Here is a 22,429-nt window from a genome sequence, read left to right as displayed (position 1 = left end):
GGATCAGGTAGGTGTGCTCACGACCGAACTCATTCTCGCTGTTCCACCGCAGCGCGAATGTCCTCGGCACGTGAGGACGCTCGAGCCAGCCGTCCGTCCGTGGTGATCAGCGGCATGTCCAGCTGTTCGGCCAGTTCGACATAGAGAGCATCGGTCAGCCTGATCGCGGTCCGCCGAGCCCAAGCACCTTTGGTCAGGTTCAGCAGCGGGTGGCGGGTCAGTGGCGCGCGGGCGAGGCGGCTCAGTGCGGTCTCGACGTCGGTGTCGGTCAGCTCGCCCGCTCGGTTCAGTCGCCCCAGCGCGGAGAGGACTTCGGCGTCGAAGTGGGCTGGGACATGCATGACGGTCGTCGTGATCCTCGCGCTCACGGCGGCTGTGCGGTCGTTGCGCACAAGAACATCGACCATCGCGCTGGCATCTAGAACGATCTGTTCGGAATCGGTCACCGGCCGAACTCGTCGCGCGCGGAATCGAGGGCAGCAAGGATGGCCGCATGTGAGACCTCAGGGCGGTCGTCTGCGAGCTCAGCTAACCAAGCCGAGGTCGCGCTCTTCTCCAGTTCCGCGAGAATCGCGGCCTGTGTCAGCGCGGAGACATTGAGCCCCCGTTCACGGGCGCGCTCAGCCAGTTCATCGGGAACATACACATTGAGCCGAGCCATACCACAAATATACACACTTACGTGTGTATATCGCGCTGTAGGTGGTGTGGCGGATGGCCGCCACGCAGGATTGCTACCTGCGCGGCGGCCCTGTGTTCGGAGTGGCCCGGATGGGTCAGAACGCTCGCAGCTCGCCCGGGGACCACAGGCCGGACCTGGTCACCGTGCCGGTGTCCAGCCTGGCCGGGACCGCGTTGCGGTCGTACTGGTCGTACCGCTCCAGCGAACCCCAGTCGCGCGCCCAATCGTCCTTCAGGTAGGTCGGCACCGTGGTCGACTTGCCCAGCATCTGCGCGAAGCCGAGCGGGCCGCCGAACTCCTCGGCCTGCCAGGTGTTGGTCGAGCTGATGGCCAGCGGGCGGTCCGGCAGGATGCGGTAGCCCGGAACCTCGGCGACGCCGTTCTCATGGTAGAACGGCCGCTGACACGGGAACTGTAGGCCGACCGCCCAGTCCAGCAGGATCGGCTGCTCGGAACCGAGGAGGTTGTTGAGCGATTGCAGCTTCGGCATGCGCGGCGGAGTGAACGCCAGCCACTGGTCACCGATCAGGATGGGGTCGTTGGCGACGATGCGCACCGCGTCGGCGTCGGGTGCGATCTCGTCCAGCGGCACCCGCAAGTTACGCCAGGACGGGAACGGGCCGATGTCGCGCGGCAGGTAGGTGCCGAGCTTCTGCACACTGCCGTCGGGCAGGTGCTTGCCGTAGTCGACGGTGAGCGACTGACCGTACTTCATCGCGCCGGTGTCGTCGAAGGAGAGAATGCGACCTGCGGCCGAGATCACCACCAGCGGTTTGTCCGCCGAACGGGCGGGCAGTTGATACCAACTGGAGGTGACGTTCGCGGGCTGCTGCACGCCGTTCTGGTAGCTGCCGAGGATCGGCGTGGACGCCGGATCGAGGCCGAAGGGCAGGGCGACGGTGCTGCCGTTCACGCCGCGCGCGCCCTGACCACCTCCGGTACCGGCACTCTGTCCCTCGGCGAACGCCGCGCCGACCGACTGGGTGGAAGTGTTGCCGGTGCCCGGCTTCACCTCGACGCTGTCGGCTGACAGATCGTTCGGCACGCCGTTCGGGTCGAAACCGACCGGATCGACACCCGCGAGGGGGTCAGCCGGATCGGTCGGCGGATGCGCCGGATCGATGATCGGCTCCAGCCTGCCACCGTTCGGGTTCGGTTCCACCAGGACGTCGTTGGCGAGTCCGCAGGTATTGCCGCCGAGCGCGTCGATGTTCGAGCGGGCCAGCGAGTACGCCGGGTATTGCGAGACCGCCCCCTTGACCAGTGAGAGCACCTCCAACGCGACCATCAGCGCGGCGACCACGGTCAGCGGGATCGCGGCGAACTTGCGAATCCGCTTGCCGCGCGGCGACTTCGGTGACGGCTGTGGCTTGGTGTAGTCCTCGCGCAGCGCGTACCAGCCCACCAGCGCGAGCGCCACGCCGAACAGGACCAGCATCACGGTGTTCGACTGATAGCCGTGCAGCGAGATGCGCTTGTCGAACCACGGCACACCGAAGCTGGACACATACCAGTAGCCGTTGATGCCGGAGAACGCGACCGCGAGCACGAACAGCAACCCGGCGAGGAAGATCGCCCGGTTCTTTCGCGCCCGCAGCGCACTCGCCGAGACCGCGACCGCGGTGACCGCCGCCAGTGACCCCGCGATGCCCGCGTAGGCGCCGAAGTGGTGAGTCCACTTGGTCGGGTTGAACATCATGAAGAAGATGGTTCCGAAGACCACGCCCATCAGCCGCCAGGTCGGCCCGCTCGCGATGCCAGGGACCTGCCTGCGACGCAGCAGCACCAGCATGGTGGTGAACAGGCACAGCAGCATCACCAGGAAGGCGAAACGGCGCGACAGCGAACCGTCGACGGTCTCCACGAACAGGTAGTAGTAGCGCAGGTAGTCCTCGTACCAAGCCAGGTTCGGCCCGGTCACCTGACGCACCCGGTTGGCCTCCTGGATACCGGCGAAGGTCTGGTCGCTGTAGACCACGGTGAGCACGAGAACACCGGCCGCCGCGATCGGCGCGAGCAGCGGCAGCGTCGAGCCCCACGGCCCCACCCCGTCGGCGGCGAACCGCCGGTGCTTGCGCACCACGATGCGCACCAGCGGACGGATGCCCGCGAGCAACGCCGCCACACACATCAGACCCGTCGGCGCCGCCGCGAGAGTGAACGCCGCGACGAGCACGGCGATGGCGGCGGGCAGCAGGCGGCCGGTCGCGATGGCCCGCTCGATCGACACCCAGGTCAGCAGTGCGCCGAGCGCAACGACCGGCTCGGAGCGCAGACCGTTGTCGAACGGCAGCCAGAACGCCAGAAAGACCAGACCACCGGTCCACAGCGCGACATTGCTGCTGCGAACACCGCGACCGAGCCGAGGGACGACCTCGCGGCTGATCACCATCCAGCACAGGATCGCGCAGGCCAGCGCCGGCAACCGCACCCACGGGCTGGCCGTGGAGATCTCCGAGAAGACCTGGATCACGTAGTAGTACCAGCCGAACGGCGCCTCCGGCACGCCATACCAGCGGAAGTAGTTGGCCATGTACCCCGCATGCGGAGCGACACGCACCATGCTGAGGATGTAGCCGTCGTCGGAGGTATTCGCGCCGGCGAAATGCCAGAGCACCAGCGTGCTGATCACCGCGCCGTCCGCCCAGGTCGGCTTCAGCCAGTTCGCCGGAAGGAACCGGCGGTGCCCGCGCCCGTCACTGCCGTCGAGCCGAGCCAGCGCCGCCAACGCCGCCAGCGTGCACAGCACCGCCGCGATCAGCGCAATCAGCTTGATCGCGGTCGGGCCGGACGAGAAACGGGTGTCCACGGTCATGTGGAACGCCAATCCCTCCGGCGCCGCGCCCTTCAGGTCGGAGAAGACCCCGACCACCTGCGGACGCAGATCGCCGCTCAGCTGACCTTCCACCGGCGCCGTGACCATCTCGGTCACCCCCGGCGCCGCACCAGCGACCGGTTGCTCGACCTGCCTGGTGAGCCCGTCGAATACCGCGCGCGTGCGGTCGTTGTCCGAGCTGATGGTCAGCGACGTGCACTCACCCATCCGCTCCCGGTCGGCCGACACCACCACCGCGTTGCGGTCGATCACGTCCACCGAACTCTCGGAGACCCGGACGAACATGGCCTCCAGCGCGGCCCGGTCGCCCTGCGGCGGCGCAGTCGCCAGCAGCATGCCGCCCCGCTCGGGCAACTGCGCGATAGTGCTGCACGGAATCGTCGCGTTCAGCTCGATCGGGACCTGCGACATCAGCGGGGCCTGCACGTTGCCGAGCGTCCCGCTCTGCGGCCAGTTCAGCACCGCGGTGGTCTGCGTGACCGGTAAGAACGGCGTCGCCAGCGCGAACAGCGCGCCGAGCACCCCGGCGACCAGAGCGATTATTCGCGCGGTGCGGAAATCGTTCGGCGTGACCGCCGGAACGGCGGGCGGCTTCGTCAGTACAGCTGTAGCGGCGTCGGGCACGGTTGGCAATGCTATCTGCCCGCGTCTCTGCGCGGGCAGAGCGTGGCCCGGAGAATTTGCGGGTCTCAGCTTATTCGCGGCCGACTGCCAGAATGGCATGCCCGGCAGACCGGAAAAAGCCATTACCGGCACGCCCCGGCGCGGTAAGGGACCCGTACTGCTGACCGATAGCGACACCGATGGAAAGGTGGGGGTATGACCAAGGTGAATCTCTCGACGAATTACGGACCGATCGTCCTCGAACTGGACGACCAGAAGGCGCCGGGCACGGTGCGCAACTTCGTGGAATACGTGAACGCGGGACACTACAACGGCACGATCTTCCACCGTGTCATTCCCGGCTTCATGATCCAGGGCGGTGGCTTCGAGCCCGGCCTGCGCCAGAAGGGCACCAAGGCACCGATTCAGAACGAGGCGAACAACGGCCTGAAGAACAGCAAGTACACCGTCGCGATGGCGCGCACCAACGACCCGCACTCCGCGACCGCGCAGTTCTTCATCAACATCTCCGACAATGAGTTCCTCAACCACTCCGCCCCCACCCCGTCGGGCTGGGGGTACACCGTCTTCGGTGCGGTGACCGAGGGCACCGAGGTGGTCGACAAGATCGCCGCTGTGTCCACCTCCTCGGCGGGCATGCACCAGGATGTTCCGGTCGACGACGTCGTCATCGAATCCGCCAGCATCGGTTGATCTTTCCCCGCACAGAACGCGAATCGGGCCGCGCCCCAATGGGGTGCGGCCCGATCGTGGTCCGTCAGCGCTACAACGGGAGCAGGTGGTGCTTGCGCGGGTTGCGGGCAAGACTCTTGTCCCGCAACAGCTGTAGCGCGCGGCGCAGCTCCAGCCGCGTGGTGGACGGCTCGATGACCGCGTCGATGTACCCGCGCTCGGCGGCCACCCACGGCGTCGCCATGGTGGCGTTGTAGAAGTCGATCATCTGCTGGCGCATGGCCGCCCGCTGCTCCTCCGGCGCGGCCTCCAGCTGCTTGCCGCCGATCAGGCTGACCGCGCTCTCGGCGCCCATCACCGCGATGCGCGCGGTGGGCCACGCCAGGTTCACGTCAGCCCCCAGCTGCTTGGAACCCATCACGGCATAGCCGCCGCCGTAAGACTTGCGGATCACGACGGTCACCTTCGGCACCGTGGCCTCCACGAAGGAGAACAGGAACCGCCCCCCGCGTTTGATGACGCCGATTTTCTCCTGCTCGACACCAGGCAGGAATCCGGGCGTGTCGACGACGAACACCAGCGGAATCTCGAACGCGTCGCAGAGCCGCACGAAATGCGCCGCCTTGTCCGACGCCCGCGCGTCCAGCGCGCCCGCATAGACCATCGGCTGGTTGGCGACGACACCGACGCTCCGCCCGTCGACGCGGGCGAACCCGGTGATGATGTTGCGGCCCGCGGTCTCGCCGACCTCGTGGAACGCGCCGTCGTCGAAGATGCGCAGCAGGACGTCGTGCATGTCGTACGCGGCGTTGTCGGAATTCGGGATGATCGAGTTCAGCTCGAGGTCGCTGTCCGTGAGCTCCGGCTCCAGACCAGGGTTCACGATCGGCGCAGGCTCCTGGCAGCTGGTCGGCAGGTAGCTCAGATAATCCCGCACCCACTCGAACGCGGCGACCTCGTCCTTGGCGACGTGGTGGATGTTGCCGTATTCGGCCTGGCTGCGCGCGCCGCCGAGTTCCTCCAGGCTGACGTCCTCGCCGGTCACCTCCCGGATCACTTTCGGGCCGGTGACGAACATGTACGCCTCTTCGGTGGCCACCACTACATCGGTGTTGATCGGGGCGTAGACGGCGCCGCCCGCACACTTGCCGAGGATCATCGAGATCTGCGGGACCAGACCCGACAGCGGCTCCTGACGCCGCCCCAGCTCGGCGTACCACGCCAGCGAGGTCACCGCCTCCTGCACACGCGCGCCGCCGGAGTCGTTGATGCCGACCACCGGGCAGCCGACCTTGGCCGCGTACTCCAGCATCCCGGCCACTTTGCGACCGAACATCTCGCCGACCGAACCGCCGTAGACGGTCTGGTCGTGTGAGAACACCGCCACCGGCCTGCCTTCGACCAGGCCATGGCCGGTGACGACGCCGTCGCCATAGAGCGCTGCCGGATCGCCCGGCTTGCGTACGAGTGCACCGATTTCCACGAAGGTGCCCGGATCGAGCAGCATGTTGATCCGATCGCGGGCGCTGGGGATTCCCTTCTTCGCCCGTTTGGCCACCCCCGCCTCACCCGCAGGCTCCTGCGCCAATTCCAGTCGCTTGCGCAGGTCGGCGAGTTTCTCGGCCGTAGTGCTCACTTCGCCCCTTTCGCCTCGATCGCGGCGAGTTTCGCGGTCAGGTCGGCCCCGATCTTCCCGATCCGCGGTTCATCGATGATCTGCAGGTGATCACCCGCGATATGGATGATCTCCAGGTTCGTCAGGTAGTCGTCCCAGCCGCCGTTCGGCACTCGCTCGCCGAAGCGCGGCTCGAGCTCGATCATGCCGTCGTGGTAGCGGTCGGCGAGGTAGAGCACGACATCCCCGTCGTAGTGGGACGGTTGGGTCCTGGCGAGATGACGGCTATCGATCCATGAGGTGCGCTGGTGCTCGAGTACACCGCCCGGGATCTTCGCGCCACTGATCTTGATCAGATCACTGATCATTTTGAACTGCTCTTCGTCCGAGGCCCCGGCCAGCGTCTCCAACTGCTCACGGTCCAACTCGCCCTCGACGCCGTAGGTCTTCTTCGCGAAAGCCTGGTAGCGCTCGATCCGGCGCACACGCTCGTCAGGGCTGTTGTCCTCCCCCGCGGTCGGGATGGCGAGATCGATCAGGCCGACCATGCGCACATCCGCGCCCTCGGCGCGCAGCAACTGCGCGGCATGCATGGCCAGCACCGCACCGAGCGACCATCCGTAGAGCACGAACGGACCGTCACCCTGGATCTTGCGCAGCTCGGGAAGGTACTGGCGAGCCCGCTCGTCGATGGAACCCTCGACTCGCTCGAGGCCGTACATAGGTGTGTCCGCGGGCAGGCGCTTCAGCAGCGGCTCGTAGACCAGTGTGTTGCCGCCCGACGGATGGAACACGAAGACCGGCACCGCGGTCGAGCCTTCCGTCCGCGCACGCAGCGGACGGACGAAACCGTCCACATCGGCGCCACTGTCCTCCAGCTCGCGCACGATAGCGGCCAGCTGCTCTATGGTCTCGCAGTCGAGCACGTCGTCGACGGTGACCTCGGCCTTGACCCGCTCGCTGAGACGCGCCGCCAGCCTCTCGGCGGTGTCCTCGTCCAGGATCGGCAGAGTGTCGAAGATCCCTCCAGCCGACTTGCCGGTCACCACCGCCCAGGTGGCGAAGGTCAGGCGTTCGGCGGCGTCGCGCGGCGGGACGCTGTCCTCATCGGCAGACTGGCTACCGCCGAAGAGCTCGGCGGGTGTCGCAGGAGCCGCTGCCACCGCGGGAGCGGGCTCTGCGACGTGGCCCGAGTCCATTTCGGGCGCAGCGTTTTCCAGCGCCGCGACGGCGGCGTCCGATGCGGCGGCAGCAGTGCCCGGTGTCGTGGTCTCGGTGGCCGACGTCGCGGACACCGCTTCCGATACCGCGGCGACCGGGTCCGCGCCGGTGGCGAGGGCAGTCCTGGCCGCGGCCATGAAATCGCCGTCGACGGTGAGCTCGCCCGACCCGCCCGCGGCTTTGTCGGCGGCCTGCTTGTCAGCCATCGCCTGCACCTCGTCGCGGTGTTCGATGGCGTAGCGCAGCACCTTGCCGACCTCATGGAGACTCGCGTCGCGCACGGCCTGGACCTGGAGCTGCGGGATGTCGAACTCGTACTCGACCCGGTTCTTGATGCGCATGGCCATCAGCGAGTCCAGACCGAGCTCCATCAGCGGGATCTCCATCGGCAGGTCCTCGACCGCGTAGCCCATGGACTCGGCGACGATCAGCGCGAGCCGCTCCTCCACGGTCTGCGTGCCGCTCGGATCCCACCGCGCGCCGAAGGTCTCCACGATCTCGATGTCGGCGTCGCCCTGCTGCACCGCCGTAGCGGCCGGAACCGACTCGGCCACTACGGGTTCCGGCAGCGGCACCGAGTGGGTGGGCTGGCTCGAGATGACCACCGCGTCGAACAGCAGCCGGAATGCGGCGTTCTCATTGGCGTGCACCTGCACCGACGCGCCACCGGGGTGTGGGGTGAGTGTCGTGGTGAGCGTGCCCGCGGCCGGGATAGCGCCGTGCGGGATCGACGCGCTCAGCGATACATCGCTGAGTACCTGCGCCGCAGCGGAATTCACCAGTGCTACCAGATCGGTGACGGACGACGCTTGCACCTCCCAGACGTGCCTGCCGTCGGGCAGCGCGACGTGCGCTCCGGGCACCCGGCTGGTGCCGCTCACGGACATCTTCGCCTTCGGCCAGTATTCCTTGCGCAGGAATGTGGTTCGTGGAATGTCGGCGTAGTCCCCTGTGGGCAGCAGCGAGGGAAGATCCACCGTGTGGCCGTGCACATAGAGCTGAGCGAGTGCGGCGATGACACCCGCGGACTCGTCCTCCTTGCGCTTGAGCGTCGGGATGAGCTGCGCGTCGTGCACGCCCGCCGCGAAGGTGGTACCCAGAACCTGCATCAGCGCCACCGAATTCGGCGCCAACTCCAGGAACGTGGTGTGCCCGGTGTCCACCGCGAGCTTCACCGCGTTGGTGAAGTACACGCTGTGGCGCATGTTCTTGACCCAGTAGTCCTCATCGTGGATGGGGTCCTGACCAGGACGGATGTACTTCTCCTTGTGCACGGTCGAGTACAGGCCGAGCTTCAGCTTGGTCGGCTCGATGCCCGCCAGCTCCGCGGCCAGCTCACCGAGCAGCGGATCCATCTGCGAGGTATGGCCCGCGCCGCGCGTCTGCAACACGCGGGCGAACTTGCCCGCGGCCTCCACCTGCGCGACGATCGCGGCGACCTGATCCTGCGGACCGCCGATCACCGTGTTGGTCGGCGCCGCGTACACCGCGACCTCGACGTCCGGGTAGTCCGGCAGCAGTTTCGCTACGTCCTCGGCGCTGTATTCGATCAGCGCCATGTTGCGCACATCATCGTCGCTGATCATCTGCTCGCCCTCGCCCATCAGGCGGGAACGGGCGCAGATCACGCGAACCGCGTCCGCGAGGTCGAGGCCGCCCGCGATGTAGGCACCCGCGACCTCGCCCATCGAATGGCCGACCACGCCTTGGGGTTCGGCGCCGTGCGCGCGCAGCAGCGCGGCGAGACCGATCTGGATGGTGAAGATGCCGACCTGCGAGGTACCGACGTCGTAGTCCTGGCTGTCGTCCAGAAACATTTCGCGCACCGAGTATCCGGCCTCGTCCAGCACCAGCTCGTCGACCTCGTCGACGGCGTTCGCGAAGATCGAGTTCTCCAGGTAGAGCTGCTTACCCATCTTGCGGTGCTGTGCGCCGAAACCGGCCAACACCCACATCGGGCCCATCGCGGCCGGAGCGTCGGCGGTGAACACGCCGACGCCCGGCTTGCCCGCCGCGATGGCTCGCAGTCCGGCGATCGCTTCCTCGTGTGTCTTGGCGAGCACCACACCGCGCGAGCGCCAGTGGCTGCGCTTGGCCAGCGAGCGCGCCACATCGGCAAGCGGGGTCTGCGCGCCCGCCTCGGACTCCAGCCAGTCGGCCAGCTCGGCGGCGGCGCGGCGACGACGCGAAGGCAGGTAACCCGACACCGGCAGGATCATCGGCAGCGGCTCGGTGCGCTCGGCGGTCCATTCGGCAACGGACGAGGAGGTTTCGGTGTCCGCGACGACGGCGGCGGCCTCCGCAACCACATCGGTGGTCTCGTCCAGCGCCGCCTCGACGTCGGCAACCTCGGGCGCCGACGCCGGGACAGCGCCCTCCGTCGCACTCGGCACGTACTCCTGCAGCACGACGTGCGCATTGGTGCCGCCGAACCCGAAACCGGAGATGCCGATGGTAGCGGTGCCGCTGTAGCGCGGGAACTCGGTCGGCTCCGTGACCACCTTCAGGTGCGCCTGCTCGAACGGGATGTAGGGGTTCGGCCCCCCGTAGTTGATGTTGGGCGGAAGTACGTTGTGCTGCAACGCCATCACCACCTTGGCCAGGCTCGCCGCACCAGCGCCGGACTCCAGGTGACCGAAGTTGGTCTTCGCCGAGCCGAGCAGCGCGGGCTTGTCGGCCTCGCGGCCGCGGCCGACCACCCGACCGAGCGCATCGGCTTCGATCGGGTCGCCGAGCAACGTGCCGGTGCCGTGTGCCTCGATGTAGTCGACGGTCGAGGGCACGACGCCCGCGTCCCGGTAAGCCCGGCGCAGCACGTCGGCCTGAGCGTCAGGGTTCGGGGCGAGCAGGCCGTTGGAGCGGCCATCGTTGTTGACCGCGGAGCCCTTGATGACGGCCATGATCCGGTCGCCGGCGCGCTCGGCGTCGGCGAGTCGCTTGAGCACCACCAGCCCGGCACCTTCGGAACGCACCATACCGTCGGCGTCGGAGGAAAACGCTTTGATCCGGCCGTCTTTCGCGACCGCCCCAACCGAGTCGAAGCCGAGCGTAGCCATCGGCGCGAGCAGCATGTTCACGCCACCGGCCAGGGCGACGTCGGCATCGCCATCACGAAGCGCACGCACCGCCTGGTGCACCGCGACCAGCGTGGAAGAGCACGCGGTGTCGACGGCGACCGATGGTCCGCGGAAGTCGTAGAAGTAGGAGACGCGGTTGGAGATGATGCCCGACGAGCTGCCGGTCAAGCCGTACGCGGCGGCCGACGCGGGCGCGGACGGGTCCTCCTCGCCGAGCCCGAGCGCGGCGATCAGCATGAAATCGTTGGTCGAGGTGCCGATGAAGACACCGACCGGCTCACCCTTGAGTTCGCTCGCCGGAATCCTCGCGTGCTCCAACGCCTCCCAGGTCAACTCCATCATGAGGCGCTGCTGCGGATCTACCCGTTCGACCTCGATCGGCGACATCGCGAAGAACTCCGCGTCGAAGCCCTTCACCACATCCTGGTCGAGATAGCCGCCCAAGCTATTGCCCTCGGCGATCGCCCTGGCCGCCACCGGGTCGCTGGAGAACTCGGCCCACCTGCCGTCGGGGAGCTCGCGGATGGCGTCGCCGCGTCCGATCAGGAATTCCCATGTCGACTCCGGCGTGGTGCCCGCGCCGGGCAGCCGCGTCGACATACCCACGATGGCGATGTCGTGCGCAGCGCCCGGCGTGTAGCCCGCGGTGTAGAAGGCGTCGTCGGATGATTCCTCCGCCGCCTCCGGCTCACCGTTGACGATCCGCTCGGCGAGCGAAGCGATGGTCGGATGCTGGTAGGCAACCGTGGCCGTCAGCATCACGCCGGTCAGTTCCTCGATATCACCGGACAGGGCGATGGCGTCGCGTGAGGCGAGCCCGAACTCCTCCATCGGCCGGTCCACGGTGATCTGCTCGATCGGCTGTCCGGTCGCTTCGGAGACCCACCTGCGCAACCACTCGCGCAGCTCCGCCACCGACAGGTCGGCCTGCGTGCCGCCCTTCGGGGATTCGGCCGAACTCCCGGCTGCCGCATGGGCGGTCGCTTCGGCGGGCGGGGTCTCGATCGTCTGTGTGGGCGTGCCCTCGTTGTCAGCCATCAATTCCTCAAGCTACCTGTCTACGTACCGGGCGTACCGTCAATTGACGCTCGGCGTGGGAAGGTCGGCGCCGAGCAACGATGGTCGGTCCGAGGCCGCCCTTGGCAATCACTCTTCCAGTGCATCGGGAAACGCCTGCTGGGTGTAACCACCCCGCAGTGTTCCCTCCAGATAGGCGGCCTTGCATGCTCGCCGGGCGATCTTGCCGCTGGATGTGCGCGGAATCGAACCTGCGGGTACCAGCAGGACATCGCGAACGGTCACGCCGTGGCGCAGCGAGACGGCGGCCCGCACCGCGTCGGCGATCGGCAGCGGGTCCGCCTTGCCCGCACCCGGTCCGCGCTCGGCGACGATGACCAGCTGCTCGGAGGCGTCGTCGGCGTCGAACTTCAAGCCGGAATGGCTGCCCTGCTCGAACACCTCGGCCGGGAGCTGGTTGGCAGGCACCGAGAACGCGGCGACGAAGCCGGGCCGTAGCGCCTTGTTCGCCTCCTGTGCGGAGAACTCCAGGTCCTGTGGGTAGTGATTTCGTCCGTCCACGATCACCAAGTCCTTGACGCGACCGGTGATGTAGAGCTCGCCCTCGAAGTAGACGCCGTAGTCGCCGGTGCGCATCCAGTCCGCGTCCGGCTCGGTGCCGTCGGTGTGGCTGCCTTCGGTCAGGCGCTGGGTGACCTTGTTCCGGAAGGTCGCAGCGGTCTCGTCGGGACGACCCCAATAGCCGATGCCCATGTTGTTGCCGTGCAGCCAGATCTCGCCTACCCGGCCGTCGGGCACTTCCTTGCCGCCGCGGTCGGAGTCGACCGACTCCGGATCGACGATGGCGGCCCACTGCGAGAGCGCGACATAACCGCAGGACACCTGGGCGATCGCGTTCTCGGCTGTCGGCTCGACCTTCACCATGCGCCCCGCGTTGAGTTCCGTGCGGTCGACATAGGTGACCTTGGCCTCGTCCTCGGCCTTGGTGGCGGAAACGAACAGCGTCGCCTCGGCCATGCCGTAGCACGGCTTGATGGCGGTCTTGGACAGACCGTACGGGGCGAATGCCTCGTTGAACTTCTTCATCGACGAGGTCGTGACCGGCTCGCTGCCGTTGATCAGTCCGATGACGTTCGACAGATCCAGCGACTCGCCGTTCTTCGGCAGACCGCGCGCGGCCGCGTGCTCGAACGCGAAGTTCGGCGCGGCGGCGAAGGTTCCCGCGCCGTCGTTGGCGGCGGCCAGCTCCTTGATCCAGCGATAGGGGCGGCGCACGAACGCGCTCGGCGACATGATGGTGATGTACTTGCCGCCCACAGCGGGCAGGATCACCGTCAGCAGGCCCATGTCGTGGAACAACGGCAGCCAGGTGACGCCCCGTGAGTTCCAGTCCAGGTTGATCGCGTCGACCATCTGCAAGAGGTTGGTGCCCACCGCGCGGTGGGTGATCTCGACACCGGCGGGCACCCGGGTGGAGCCCGAGGTGTACTGCAGGTAGGCGATGTCGTCTACCGCGACGTCCGGACGCACCCAGCTCTCTCCGACACCGTCCGGAATCGCGTCCACGGCGATGATACGCGGGCGCTGCGCGGCGGGCAGCGAGCGGAAGAACTGCCGGACCCCGGCCGCCGAGGAGCTGGCGGTCAGGATGGCCGACGGCTCACAGTCGCCGAGCACAGCGTGCAGGCGATCGGTGTGGCCGGGCTCGTCCGGATCGAACAGCGGCACCGAGATGGTGCCCGCGTAGATCGCGGCGAAGAAGGAGATCACGTAGTCCAAGCCCTGCGGAGCGAGGATCGCGACCCGGTCGCCCGGGTTGGTCACCTGCTGTAATCGAGCGGCCACCGCGCGCAGCCGAATACCGAACTCACGCCACGTCAGCTCCTGCGCCTCGCCGTCGCGCTCCCGCGAGTAGTCGATGTAGCGATATGCCAGGGTGTTCGCGTCGTTCCGGGTGTGCTTCTCGACGTGATCAACCAGGGTGTGATCCTCGGGAATGCGGATGTTCCCGGTTTCGTCCAGGTAGTCGTCGAAAGTCTCTTCCATTCCTTCTTCTCCTCCGAGGCGCACGCAGCAAGACGGCGAGATCGCCGCTGTTGCCTGTGTGGCCCCGACTCGCTTTCGCCCGCGGGTTGCTCCAAGTGCAGAGCCGGCCTGCAGATTTTGTGCGGTCTGCGCGGTGACCGCTATCGGCTAGATTTACTCAAATCAGAGTCATGTTACAGAGCAGACCGGCTCACTCGTCTCGCAGCAGGGGAATCACGGGGGCAAACGCGTCCATCTGAGTGGGAAATACACCCACGTACGACATCGAGGTGAGGTCGCGCACACGTCGGATCTGCTCGGCGATCTCCTCGAATGTGCCGATCGCCACATAGGGCGAGTTCAGGATGTCCTCGACGGAAAGCTGGACATCCACCTCGAGATTCGGGTGTAGTCCCCTATCCAACGCCGAAAGCGCCATCTCCGCTGTCTTCTCGCGATCATCGGTGATCACGACGGCGGTGATGGCCCAGTTCAGCTCGATGTCGGCGAACCGGTCACCGGCGGCCTCCTTGATCAAGTTCACCTTCTCCACAGCCTTCTCGATGGTGATGCCGGACAGCAGGCCCTTGCCGTTCTTTGTGGTGACCGGAACGACAGAGACGATGTCCGCGTGCTTGGCGGCCAGCCGCAGCATCTTCGGACCGCCGCCGCCGGTACAGATCGGCGGACGCGGACCCTGCCGCGGCCGTGGCGTGCCCTTGATTCCGCGCACCTGGTAGTGCTTGCCGTCGAAGGTGCACTCCTGGCCACGCAGCAGCACGTCGAGAATGGTCAACGCTTCGTCCAGCTTCTCCAGCCGGATGCCGGGCGACTCGTAGGGGATGCCCGCGTTCTCGAACTCTTCCTTGATCCATCCCGCGCCGAGACCGACCTCGAGCCGTCCCTTGGACAGCACGTCGATTGTGGCCAGGTCCTTGGCCAGCACGACAGGGTGCCGGAAACCGTTCGCCAGGACGGAGGTGCCCAGGCGAATCTTCTCGGTGGCCTGGGTGAGTGCGCCGAGCGCGGCGATCGGTCCGATCTGCTCACCGAGGTGGTCGGGCACGACGAAGGTGTCGAAGCCGTACTCCTCGGCCTGCTGTGCCGTCTGGACGAATTTGCGGGCACCGCCCTCTTGCTTGTTTCCCTCGCCCGCCGCCGCGAAGCGGAACGGACGCAACGGAGTGCCCAGCGCGGTCAACGCAGCGTCCGCTTCACGGCTCGCCGTGGTGGCCGGTGCGGTGCCGGTTCGAGCGACCCGCAAGCGATCGCTAGCGGCGGCATCTGTCATGAACTCATGCTCCTGGCTCTGGGGAAATTCGGGCGCGACGCCCGTGCCTGCGGCGTTGCCCAGCGTCGCGATCACCAGCGCACTTTACAGCGTGCTGCCCAACTCGAGTTGCGCTTGTCACTCCATCCGCCTGCGGGGTATCTCACGTGCTGTGAATTTTCACGGATGCGGCGGATGCGGCGCTGTCGCGATGAGACTGTCGGCCCAGTTGGCCGTCCACTGGGTCGCGGTGGTGCCGTCGGCGTCGACGACGAAGCCGTTGTAGAGGCTGTGCACCGGATTGCCCACTGCGCGGACCAGGGTGTTCACGCTGACCACGATGTTCCATGGGCTCAGCGCCTCCCTCGGTGCGTCGCAGATCAGATCGCCTGGGGCGCAGATCGTGTAGGTACGGTCGGCCAGCGAGCCGAAGCCCCCTTGACGCGGACCGGTCATCGTAATGCCCGGCACGTTGAGCCCATTCAGCGCGACTTCGGCACCCACGCCCAGCGGGGGCGTGCCGATCTGGATCGCCTGGCCCGGCCCCGTGTCACCGGTACGCCTGCCGTCCGCGATCAGCATCACGCCGAGCACCAGGTCGGCGGGCACAGGGCCCTTGTTCGCACCGATCTGCGCGGCGATATCGCCTGCGATCACCGCGCCCTGGGAGAATCCGGCGAGCACATAGGTGGTCAGCGGGCACTCCTTGTTGCGGGCGACCATCGCGTCGACCATCCGCTTCGTGCCCTCGGAGCGGCTGTTGTTGTAGGACTGCTGGCCATCCGGCGGAATCGCTATCGGGTTGGAGAACTGCGCGATGTACGGGACGGTGTACACGTCCAGCCGCTCGGTCGGGAACTTCTGCGCAACCGGATCGGAGATGTTGAGCATCAGCGATAGCGGGTTCGCGGCCGGGTTGTGCGGATCATCATAGCTATTCGACTCCCACGTGCCCGGCACTGAAATCATCTGCACGTCAGGACAACTCGCCGGCTGCGAGGTCGGTCGCTCCGGCGGCTTCGGTCCCGGCTCCGGTGGCCGCAACCGCCCCGCTAGCAGATACCACAGCAGCAGGACGACAAGGATGATCAGCACGACGATGCCGATCAAGATCAAACATCCCGCCGGCTTGGACCGGCGGGATGTCGAACGGCTGCGCGCACTCACTGGCAGTACGTCGCCTTGGAGGTGGCGATGTAGATCTGCCCGGCCCGCTCGACCGGCATCTTCGCCGGATCGAAGGACGGATCCGAACCGGCCATCGCGGTGACGAAGGTCATCAGATCCTGATCGGACGCGCCCGCGGCGGTGCCCTGGCAGACGTACGCGCCGATACTCAGCGCGATGTCGGGCGTGGCCGGGGTGATGCCCTGCTTCTGCAGCTCGTCGAGGAACCTCTTGTCCTTGTCGGTGAGCTTCGAGGTGTCCGCGGGTGGAGCGGCCTCGGTAGGCACCGGCTGCGGCCGTTCGGGCGTCTCCGCGCTCGTGGGCGGCTGCTCCGGCGCGGGCTGTCCAGTGGCGACCGCGGTGGTCGACGAGGTGGCCTGCTGCGTCGCCGTCGTGGTGCGCGTCGGCGTGCTCGATACGGTCGAATCATTGTCACCACACGCGGCGAGCAGGCCGGTCGCTGCGATCGCGGCAACCACGCCGACTACCTTTCCACGGGTCCGATGCATGAATTCTTGTCCTCGATCTGTTCGCGAAGCGGGTCGGGTCGACCACCAGGCTAGCTGTGTTTGTTTTGCAGCGCCTTCGGCACTGCGTGTTCGCGGCCCCTTCTTGGCGAACGGACAATGCTCGGTCTCGCTGCGCTCGGAACCGGGAACCCGGCCGAGTGGTCGTGCTAGCAGGCGATCGCTTGGTGGAGGTGGCTGCCCCGTGCGGCGCTGCGTGCTAGCGATCTCCTCGCAGCTCGCGCGGCGTGGCCACTTCAGAAGGCAGCCATCCTTTAACAAACCGGTCTGTTTTCAGATGCTGTGGACTTCCGGTGTGCCGTCGCGCACCGTGATGAATCCAGCTTGGAAGTTCTGCTGCACACCGCCTGGAATCGGGAACTGGTCGCTGATCGGGTAGCCGAGTTTGCCGTTCTCGTATCCGGCGTCGCGCCAGGCGTCCATGACGGAACCGTTCTGCACGGCCCAGGCGCCCGACACCGGACTCCAGTAGACGTTGCCGCCCTCGAAGCGGCTGAACCGGCCGAGATCCTTCAGGGGCTCTTCCTCGGCGACCGGGAACCCCAACCAGCTGTTCTCGTAGCCCATCTGGGCGTACTTCCCGAAGATCAGGCCCTGGACTCGATGCACACCGGTCTTCTCGTTGTAGTAAAACGGTCCGTTCTCGAAGGCCTGAACCGCGCCGGCCTTGTTCGGCGTCTGGATCTCCGGTGCGATCGGGTATCCGGCGGGGCCGCGCTCGTAGCCCTGCCTGCCCCAGTCCTCCAGAATCGCACCGCGCACCGCCTGGACGCCGGTCTGCGGCGTCCAGTACAGCGAGCCGTTCTGGAAGGTCTGCAGCCTGCCACGGCCGTCCGGCAGCGGACGCTCGTCGTCGGTAGGCAGCCCGAGCGGACCGGCCGGGCCCATGGCGGCCTGGTAGCCGGCGCCGATCATGCCGCCCACCGAGTGCGCGCCGGTGTCAGGCGAGAAGAACACTCGGCCGCCCTTGAAGTCCTGTGCCACGCCACCGGCCAACTGGTACTCGCCGGTGAGACACTCGCCGAGCCAGCCGTTCAGGGCGGCCGCCGCGCCGATCGCGCCGCCCGCCACGCAGGCGAGCTTGCCCGGGTCCACGCCGAGCGCGGCCGCGGCATGTGTCCAGGACTGGCGCATTTCGAAATCCCAGTACGGCCAGGAGTGCGTGCCGGACGGGCGGTAGTTCACCTGAGCCGGGATGGCAAGTTTGCCCAGCTTGGTCACAAAGTTCTGCGAGGTGAGTCGGGACAGGAGTTCCAGGCCCATGCCCGCGACGTTGGTGCTCAGCCCGGGGATTCCGGAGGCATGGTCGTAGGGACCGGTCGCGCCACTGCCGCTGGAGATGTAGAGGCTGATCCCTTTCAGCTTGTCCGCCAGCGCGTACGGATCGTGTCCCTCCCACTCCGAACTCGTCGGCGGACCCCACATGGCGGCAGAGTCGAATCCGCCCGCGTCGCGCATGGCGAACTGGATGGCCTGCGGCATGCCCAGTGTCGTTGTGGTCAGGAAACCGGAATACGAGGCGGCGTACTTCGCGAAGCCGGGATTGCGCGCGGCCAGGAACATGGCGGCCGTTCCCCCCATCGACAGGCCCTCCATGCCACGCACTTCCGTGGCCCGCCACTTGCTCTCGAGCAGCGGAGGAAGTTCCTTGGTCAAGAAGGTTTCCCACTTGTAATTGTGACCGTTGTTCGGCTCGAGCCAGTCGGAATAGAAGCTGGCCTGCCCGCCGACCGGAAGCACGACGGTGACGTTCTTGTCGGCGAAGAAGTCGGCCGCGCCCGCGTCCTTCGTCCAACCGCTCTCGTCGTTGGCGGCGCGTAGGCCGTCGAGCAGCAGCAGCACCGGGAATCTAGCGTCCGGACGGGCGTTCCAGTCCCGGGCCAGCAGCAGCTGCACCTGAATGGGCGACCCCATGGACGGCGAAGTGACCCATAGCGAGACCCTCCGGTCAGTGAGCCACACGACCTTCTCGACGAGCGGCGGAGTGAGGGCCACGGTGGGCTGCGCGGTGGCGGGGGCGTTGACGGGCAACCCCGCGGCTAGCGGTAGCACCATGGCGGCGGCAAGCAGCATGAGCCGCCCGCGGGCCGGACGAGCACCGCGGGGTACGCGCCTCCCCCATTTACCGCATGTAATCCCTGCCACAAGAGCTTTGTACTCCCGCACTGGCGGTGTTTCGGGAAGACACGCGCTGCGAACAGACCGGGTTGCCTGATTTGCTGGGCCAGGAATCCACCTGCCTGTGCCGAACGCTATCGAGCCGGTTCGATCGAGCCTGCCCGTAACGCGCTTCAGGCCGCACCGATTCGGTGCGGCCTGAAGGCGCGAAGCGACGAACTAGGTCACCAGCCGCCGGTGGCGTCCAGGATCATGTTCCGCGAGGCGAACAGCTGACCCTCCCAGTATTTCCAGGTGTGGGTGCCCGCGGCCGGGAAATCGAACCGGGCCGGGATGCCCAGCGAGTTCAGGCGGGCCTGGAACGCGCGGGTGTTCACCAGCGACAGAGCTTCCAGCCCCATCGCGGTGCTGGTGTTGAACACGCCGACCGCCGAATTCGGCTGATCGTACGGACCCGGCAGACCGCTGGCCGCCGAGATGTACATCGGCAGGCCCCGCAGCTGCGGCGCGAACACGAACGGGTCCATCCGCAGCCACGCAGGGCTCCACGGGGCGGCCATCGAGTCGACGTTGAAGCGGCCCGCGTCCAGCATCGCGATGCGGATCGCCTCGCGCATGCCCGGCGCGGAGATGTTCAGGTAGCCCGAGTAGGAAGCGGCGAACTTGAACTGGTCGCGGTGGTAGGCCGCGAGGGCCAACGCCCCGCTACCGCCCATGGACAGGCCGGCGACCGCGTTGTTGGTGCGCGAGACGCCGTAGCCCTCCAGGAAGGTCGGGAGTTCCTTGGTGAGGAAGGTCTCCCACTTGTACGTGGTCTTCTGGCCATTCAGGTTCGACGGCGCGTACCAGTCGGTGTAGAAGCTGGACTGGCCGCCGACCGGCATCACCAGGGTGATGTTGTCGTTGCCGAACTGCTGCATCGCGTTGGTCTCGAACGACCAGGCGTTGCGGTCGTCGCGCGCCCGCAGACCGTCGAGCAGGTAGAGCGCCGCGTTGCCGCCGCGCGAAGCCCACTGCACCGAGACCTTGATCGGGCCCATACTGGAGGGGACCATCAGGTCCTCGTAGCCGCCCGCGGGAGCCCGAAGTACGGGCGCATGCGCCGACGGTGCCGCCGTGGCGACAGTCGGGACCGCCAGCCCGGCGGCGATCGGTAGCGCCACTACAGCGGCACCGACAGCCAGAATTCGATTACGCCAACCACGAGGTGCGCGTCGCCGTCCCGACTTGGTTCTCTTCGGCGCGGCCGCCCTGCCGAAACGCATGAATTCTGCTCTCTTTCTGCTGTTGTGGTGCCGCTCGCCACCTTTGTGGGGCCGAACAGCACCCGTGCTGCCAACGAGACACACATCACAGCGCACCGAATCCCGACATTTCGGTACTAGTGACGGCGCTACAACGTTCTGGTCACACTTACGCTCGGTGGACGATATTCGACACCCCTCGCCTAAGCAAGGCCCGGGGCTTTCAACTGCCGAAATCCGCCCGTTCGCAGTATGTGATGGTGCGGTGACCCTATCGCGTTCTCGCGGTGATGTCGTGCTGGAACCCAAGATATTCCATTCATGGAAGGAACCGGGCACTCACCCCAGGATTCGCGCTCCGGTCGCAAGCAGCTCGGACGCTTGGTCCTGTGTAGTACCACTCGCCGGAACAGCGCAGCGACCAGCCCGGGATTCGCCGTCGCACCCGAAAACACTCAAATACTGGATCGTGATGCGGGGCCGAAATTTGTCGAGATTGGCTGAGAAGCCAGCCACAGTCGACCACATGAGGTAACCCGTCCACGCCGAAAGCTCCTACCAGCGATCATCCAGCCAACTATGCTGACCCGCGCCCGCCGCCGTTCACAAACACAAATTCCCAGCTCGCCATACAACCAGGGCCCGTCGAGTGCCGGATGCCGACCAGACGATACCGCCCTCGCCTCCTGACGCAACCCCATCGGCCCATTCCCGGTTCCGAGCGAAGCGAGACCTGGCATTGCCCGTTCGCGGCCCGGCTCGCGTCCGAGCGGCCGACGCGTCCGCGACGAAGTCGCCAGCGGCGGTCGCTCGGACGCGAGTCATCAAGGGGCCGCGAACAGGCAGCGCCGCAGGCGCTGCAAAACAAACACAGCGCTGCAGACAATTCAGCCGATGTGGGCGGATAGATCCGGGAGCATCCTGAGGGCCTCGTCGGACCAGTTGTTCCAGGCGTGGATGCCGTAGGGCGGGAAGGAGTAGACAGCGTTGCCGCCACCCAACGTCGCCATCCGAACCTGGAATGCGCGGGTGTTCGCCAGCGCCAGCGCCTCCAACTCCATGCCGTTGAGGGTGTTGAAGCTCGGGCCGTCGGTGGCCGAGGGCAGACCGGACGCCGCGGCGATCCACAAGCGCGTGCCGTTGCGGACCAGGTTGGGTGCGAAGACGAACGGGTCCATGTGTAGCCACTGCGGACCCCAGGGTGGCGCCATCGAGTCGACGTTATAGCCGCCGGCGTCCATCATCGCCATGCGAATGGCCTCACGCATGCCCGGCGCGGAGTTGTTCAGGTAGCCGGAGAACGAACCGGCGAAGCTGAACTGGTCCGGATGGTAGGCGGCCAGCGTCAACGCGGCGCTGCCGCCCATGGACAAGCCGAAGGCGCCGTTGCGGTTCGGGTTGAACCCGAGCCGCTCGCGCAGGGCCCAGCGCAGATTATTGGTCAGGAACGTTTCCCACTGGTACCGATAGCTCTTGCCCGGTCCGCCGGCGAACCCGTCGAGCCCGCCGGAGCCGGTGCTCGAGCCGGAGCCTGCCGGCACGCCGAAGAACTCGCTCGGCGCGTTCCAGTCGGCGTAGAAGCTCGACATGCCACCGACGGGCATGACCACGTTGATGTTCTGGCCGGCCAGCACCTCGGGGATGTTGGTCTCGATCTCCCAGCCGTTCAGATTCTCCGGGGCCCGCAGGCCATCCAGTACATAGACGACGCGGTTGGTGTTGCCATCCGCGGCACGCAGGACCCGGGACTTGATCGGGCCCATGCCGGAATCGACCCAGAAGTCGAAGGCCGCCGGGTTGAACGCCGCCGATGCGGTGGCGCCGGTGCCCATGACGGTGGCGCCGAACGGCAGCAGCATCGCCGCTGCGATACCGACAGCCGACCGTCGCAGCCACGAACCTCTTGACCTATCGAGCCCGCGTCTCCCGCGCGCACTTTGCATCACACTCGACCCTTTCGCTCAGGCGGCCGGGTCGGCAAATTTCTAGCGATCCCCACCGGCCCCCTCATCGGACACCGAGATCTCGACGTCCACCAGGAACGGACGAAACGACCTCTGTGCATGTGCTTCGTGTATCAATCGAAAACGGATGCCTACATGTTGCTGGATAGTGATCCATGCCACAACTACCGACAGGTTTTCCGCTTCATATTCGTTGTAAACGGAGTCGCGGACGACTGCGGAATACGAAAACCGCCCGATGCACAAGACACACGGAGGATCTTTCGCCAAGCAACGACCGACCCACACCGTCGGATGCGCGTCTTACGAGCAGGTTCTCGGTCCGATTGTCGATCCCTCGCCCGCAAGCCGAAAGGCTCCGGAACATGGG

13 protein-coding genes are annotated in these 22,429 nt (G+C 66.7%); 1 reads left to right on the top strand and 12 read right to left on the bottom strand.

Features of this window, described 5'->3' with window-relative positions:
- Window positions 1-29 precede the first annotated feature (29 nt).
- From OH799_RS25220 to OH799_RS25210, 3 genes are all read right to left on the bottom strand, one after another.
- On the bottom strand, window positions 30-446 hold the full coding sequence (locus tag OH799_RS25220) for a type II toxin-antitoxin system VapC family toxin (RefSeq protein WP_406268757.1): 417 nt from the start codon (window positions 444-446) through the stop codon (window positions 30-32).
- On the bottom strand, window positions 443-661 hold the full coding sequence (locus OH799_RS25215; RefSeq protein WP_406268755.1) for a type II toxin-antitoxin system CcdA family antitoxin: 219 nt from the start codon (window positions 659-661) through the stop codon (window positions 443-445). The genes OH799_RS25220 and OH799_RS25215 overlap by 4 nt, the downstream gene beginning before the upstream one ends.
- 115 nt (window positions 662-776) lie before the next feature.
- On the bottom strand, window positions 777-4,142 hold the full coding sequence (locus tag OH799_RS25210) for an arabinosyltransferase domain-containing protein (RefSeq protein ID WP_406268752.1): 3,366 nt from the start codon (window positions 4,140-4,142) through the stop codon (window positions 777-779).
- Window positions 4,143-4,337: 195 nt separating this feature from the next.
- On the opposite strand from OH799_RS25210, the gene OH799_RS25205 reads away from it, so the two are divergent.
- Window positions 4,338-4,835, top strand: a complete 498-nt coding sequence (locus OH799_RS25205; protein WP_406268750.1) for a peptidylprolyl isomerase — start codon at window positions 4,338-4,340, stop codon at window positions 4,833-4,835.
- A gap of 70 nt (window positions 4,836-4,905) precedes the next feature.
- On the opposite strand, the gene OH799_RS25200 is transcribed toward OH799_RS25205, so the two are convergent.
- The 9 genes from OH799_RS25200 to OH799_RS25160 form a co-directional block, all read right to left on the bottom strand.
- A complete protein-coding gene (locus OH799_RS25200; protein WP_406268747.1) occupies window positions 4,906-6,450 on the bottom strand; it encodes an acyl-CoA carboxylase subunit beta in 1,545 nt (514 codons plus the stop codon).
- Window positions 6,447-11,765 carry a polyketide synthase Pks13 gene (pks13, locus tag OH799_RS25195; protein ID WP_406268744.1) on the bottom strand — a complete coding sequence of 1,773 codons (5,319 nt, stop codon included), beginning with the start codon at window positions 11,763-11,765 and terminating at the stop codon, window positions 6,447-6,449. Before pks13 ends, OH799_RS25200 begins: the two co-directional genes overlap by 4 nt.
- 108 nt (window positions 11,766-11,873) lie before the next feature.
- On the bottom strand, window positions 11,874-13,790 hold the full coding sequence (gene fadD32, locus OH799_RS25190; RefSeq protein ID WP_406268741.1) for a long-chain-fatty-acid--AMP ligase FadD32: 1,917 nt from the start codon (window positions 13,788-13,790) through the stop codon (window positions 11,874-11,876).
- Window positions 13,791-13,980: 190 nt separating this feature from the next.
- The gene (locus OH799_RS25185) at window positions 13,981-14,970 is read right to left on the bottom strand and encodes an LLM class F420-dependent oxidoreductase (RefSeq protein WP_406282523.1); all 990 of its coding nucleotides are present in this window, start codon (window positions 14,968-14,970) and stop codon (window positions 13,981-13,983) included.
- Between the two features lie 249 nt (window positions 14,971-15,219).
- Window positions 15,220-16,212: a cutinase family protein gene (locus OH799_RS25180; RefSeq protein WP_406282520.1), complete on the bottom strand. Its 993-nt coding sequence runs from the start codon at window positions 16,210-16,212 to the stop codon at window positions 15,220-15,222.
- Complete coding sequence (locus OH799_RS25175; protein ID WP_406268738.1) at window positions 16,203-16,715, bottom strand: DUF732 domain-containing protein; 513 nt, start codon at window positions 16,713-16,715, stop codon at window positions 16,203-16,205. The genes OH799_RS25180 and OH799_RS25175 overlap by 10 nt, the downstream gene beginning before the upstream one ends.
- A 291-nt stretch (window positions 16,716-17,006) precedes the next feature.
- Window positions 17,007-18,788, bottom strand: a complete 1,782-nt coding sequence (locus tag OH799_RS25170; RefSeq protein WP_406268735.1) for an alpha/beta hydrolase-fold protein — start codon at window positions 18,786-18,788, stop codon at window positions 17,007-17,009.
- A 287-nt stretch (window positions 18,789-19,075) separates the two neighbouring features.
- Entirely contained in the window at window positions 19,076-20,116 is a 1,041-nt protein-coding gene (locus OH799_RS25165; protein ID WP_406268732.1) for an alpha/beta hydrolase, read from the bottom strand.
- An 866-nt stretch (window positions 20,117-20,982) separates the two neighbouring features.
- Window positions 20,983-22,038, bottom strand: a complete 1,056-nt coding sequence (locus OH799_RS25160; RefSeq protein ID WP_406268729.1) for an alpha/beta hydrolase — start codon at window positions 22,036-22,038, stop codon at window positions 20,983-20,985.
- Between the last annotated feature and the right edge of the window lie 391 nt (window positions 22,039-22,429).

Origin of the sequence: Nocardia sp. NBC_00881 (genome assembly GCF_045207455.1) — a bacterium.
Classification (GTDB): Bacteria; Actinomycetota; Actinomycetes; order Mycobacteriales; family Mycobacteriaceae; genus Nocardia.
This window is presented reverse-complemented; position numbering and strand designations above follow the sequence as displayed.

Coding starts and splice junctions, on each gene's coding strand:
- OH799_RS25215 (WP_406268755.1), bottom strand. CDS start 661: ATGGCTCGGCTCAATGTGTATGTTCCCGATGAACTGGCTGAGCGCGCC.
- OH799_RS25205 (WP_406268750.1), top strand. CDS start 4,338: ATGACCAAGGTGAATCTCTCGACGAATTACGGACCGATCGTCCTCGAA.
- pks13 (WP_406268744.1), bottom strand. CDS start 11,765: ATGGCTGACAACGAGGGCACGCCCACACAGACGATCGAGACCCCGCCC.
- fadD32 (WP_406268741.1), bottom strand. CDS start 13,790: ATGGAAGAGACTTTCGACGACTACCTGGACGAAACCGGGAACATCCGC.
- OH799_RS25175 (WP_406268738.1), bottom strand. CDS start 16,715: ATGCATCGGACCCGTGGAAAGGTAGTCGGCGTGGTTGCCGCGATCGCA.
- OH799_RS25170 (WP_406268735.1), bottom strand. CDS start 18,788: ATGGTGCTACCGCTAGCCGCGGGGTTGCCCGTCAACGCCCCCGCCACC.
- OH799_RS25165 (WP_406268732.1), bottom strand. CDS start 20,116: ATGCGTTTCGGCAGGGCGGCCGCGCCGAAGAGAACCAAGTCGGGACGG.
- OH799_RS25160 (WP_406268729.1), bottom strand. CDS start 22,038: ATGCAAAGTGCGCGCGGGAGACGCGGGCTCGATAGGTCAAGAGGTTCG.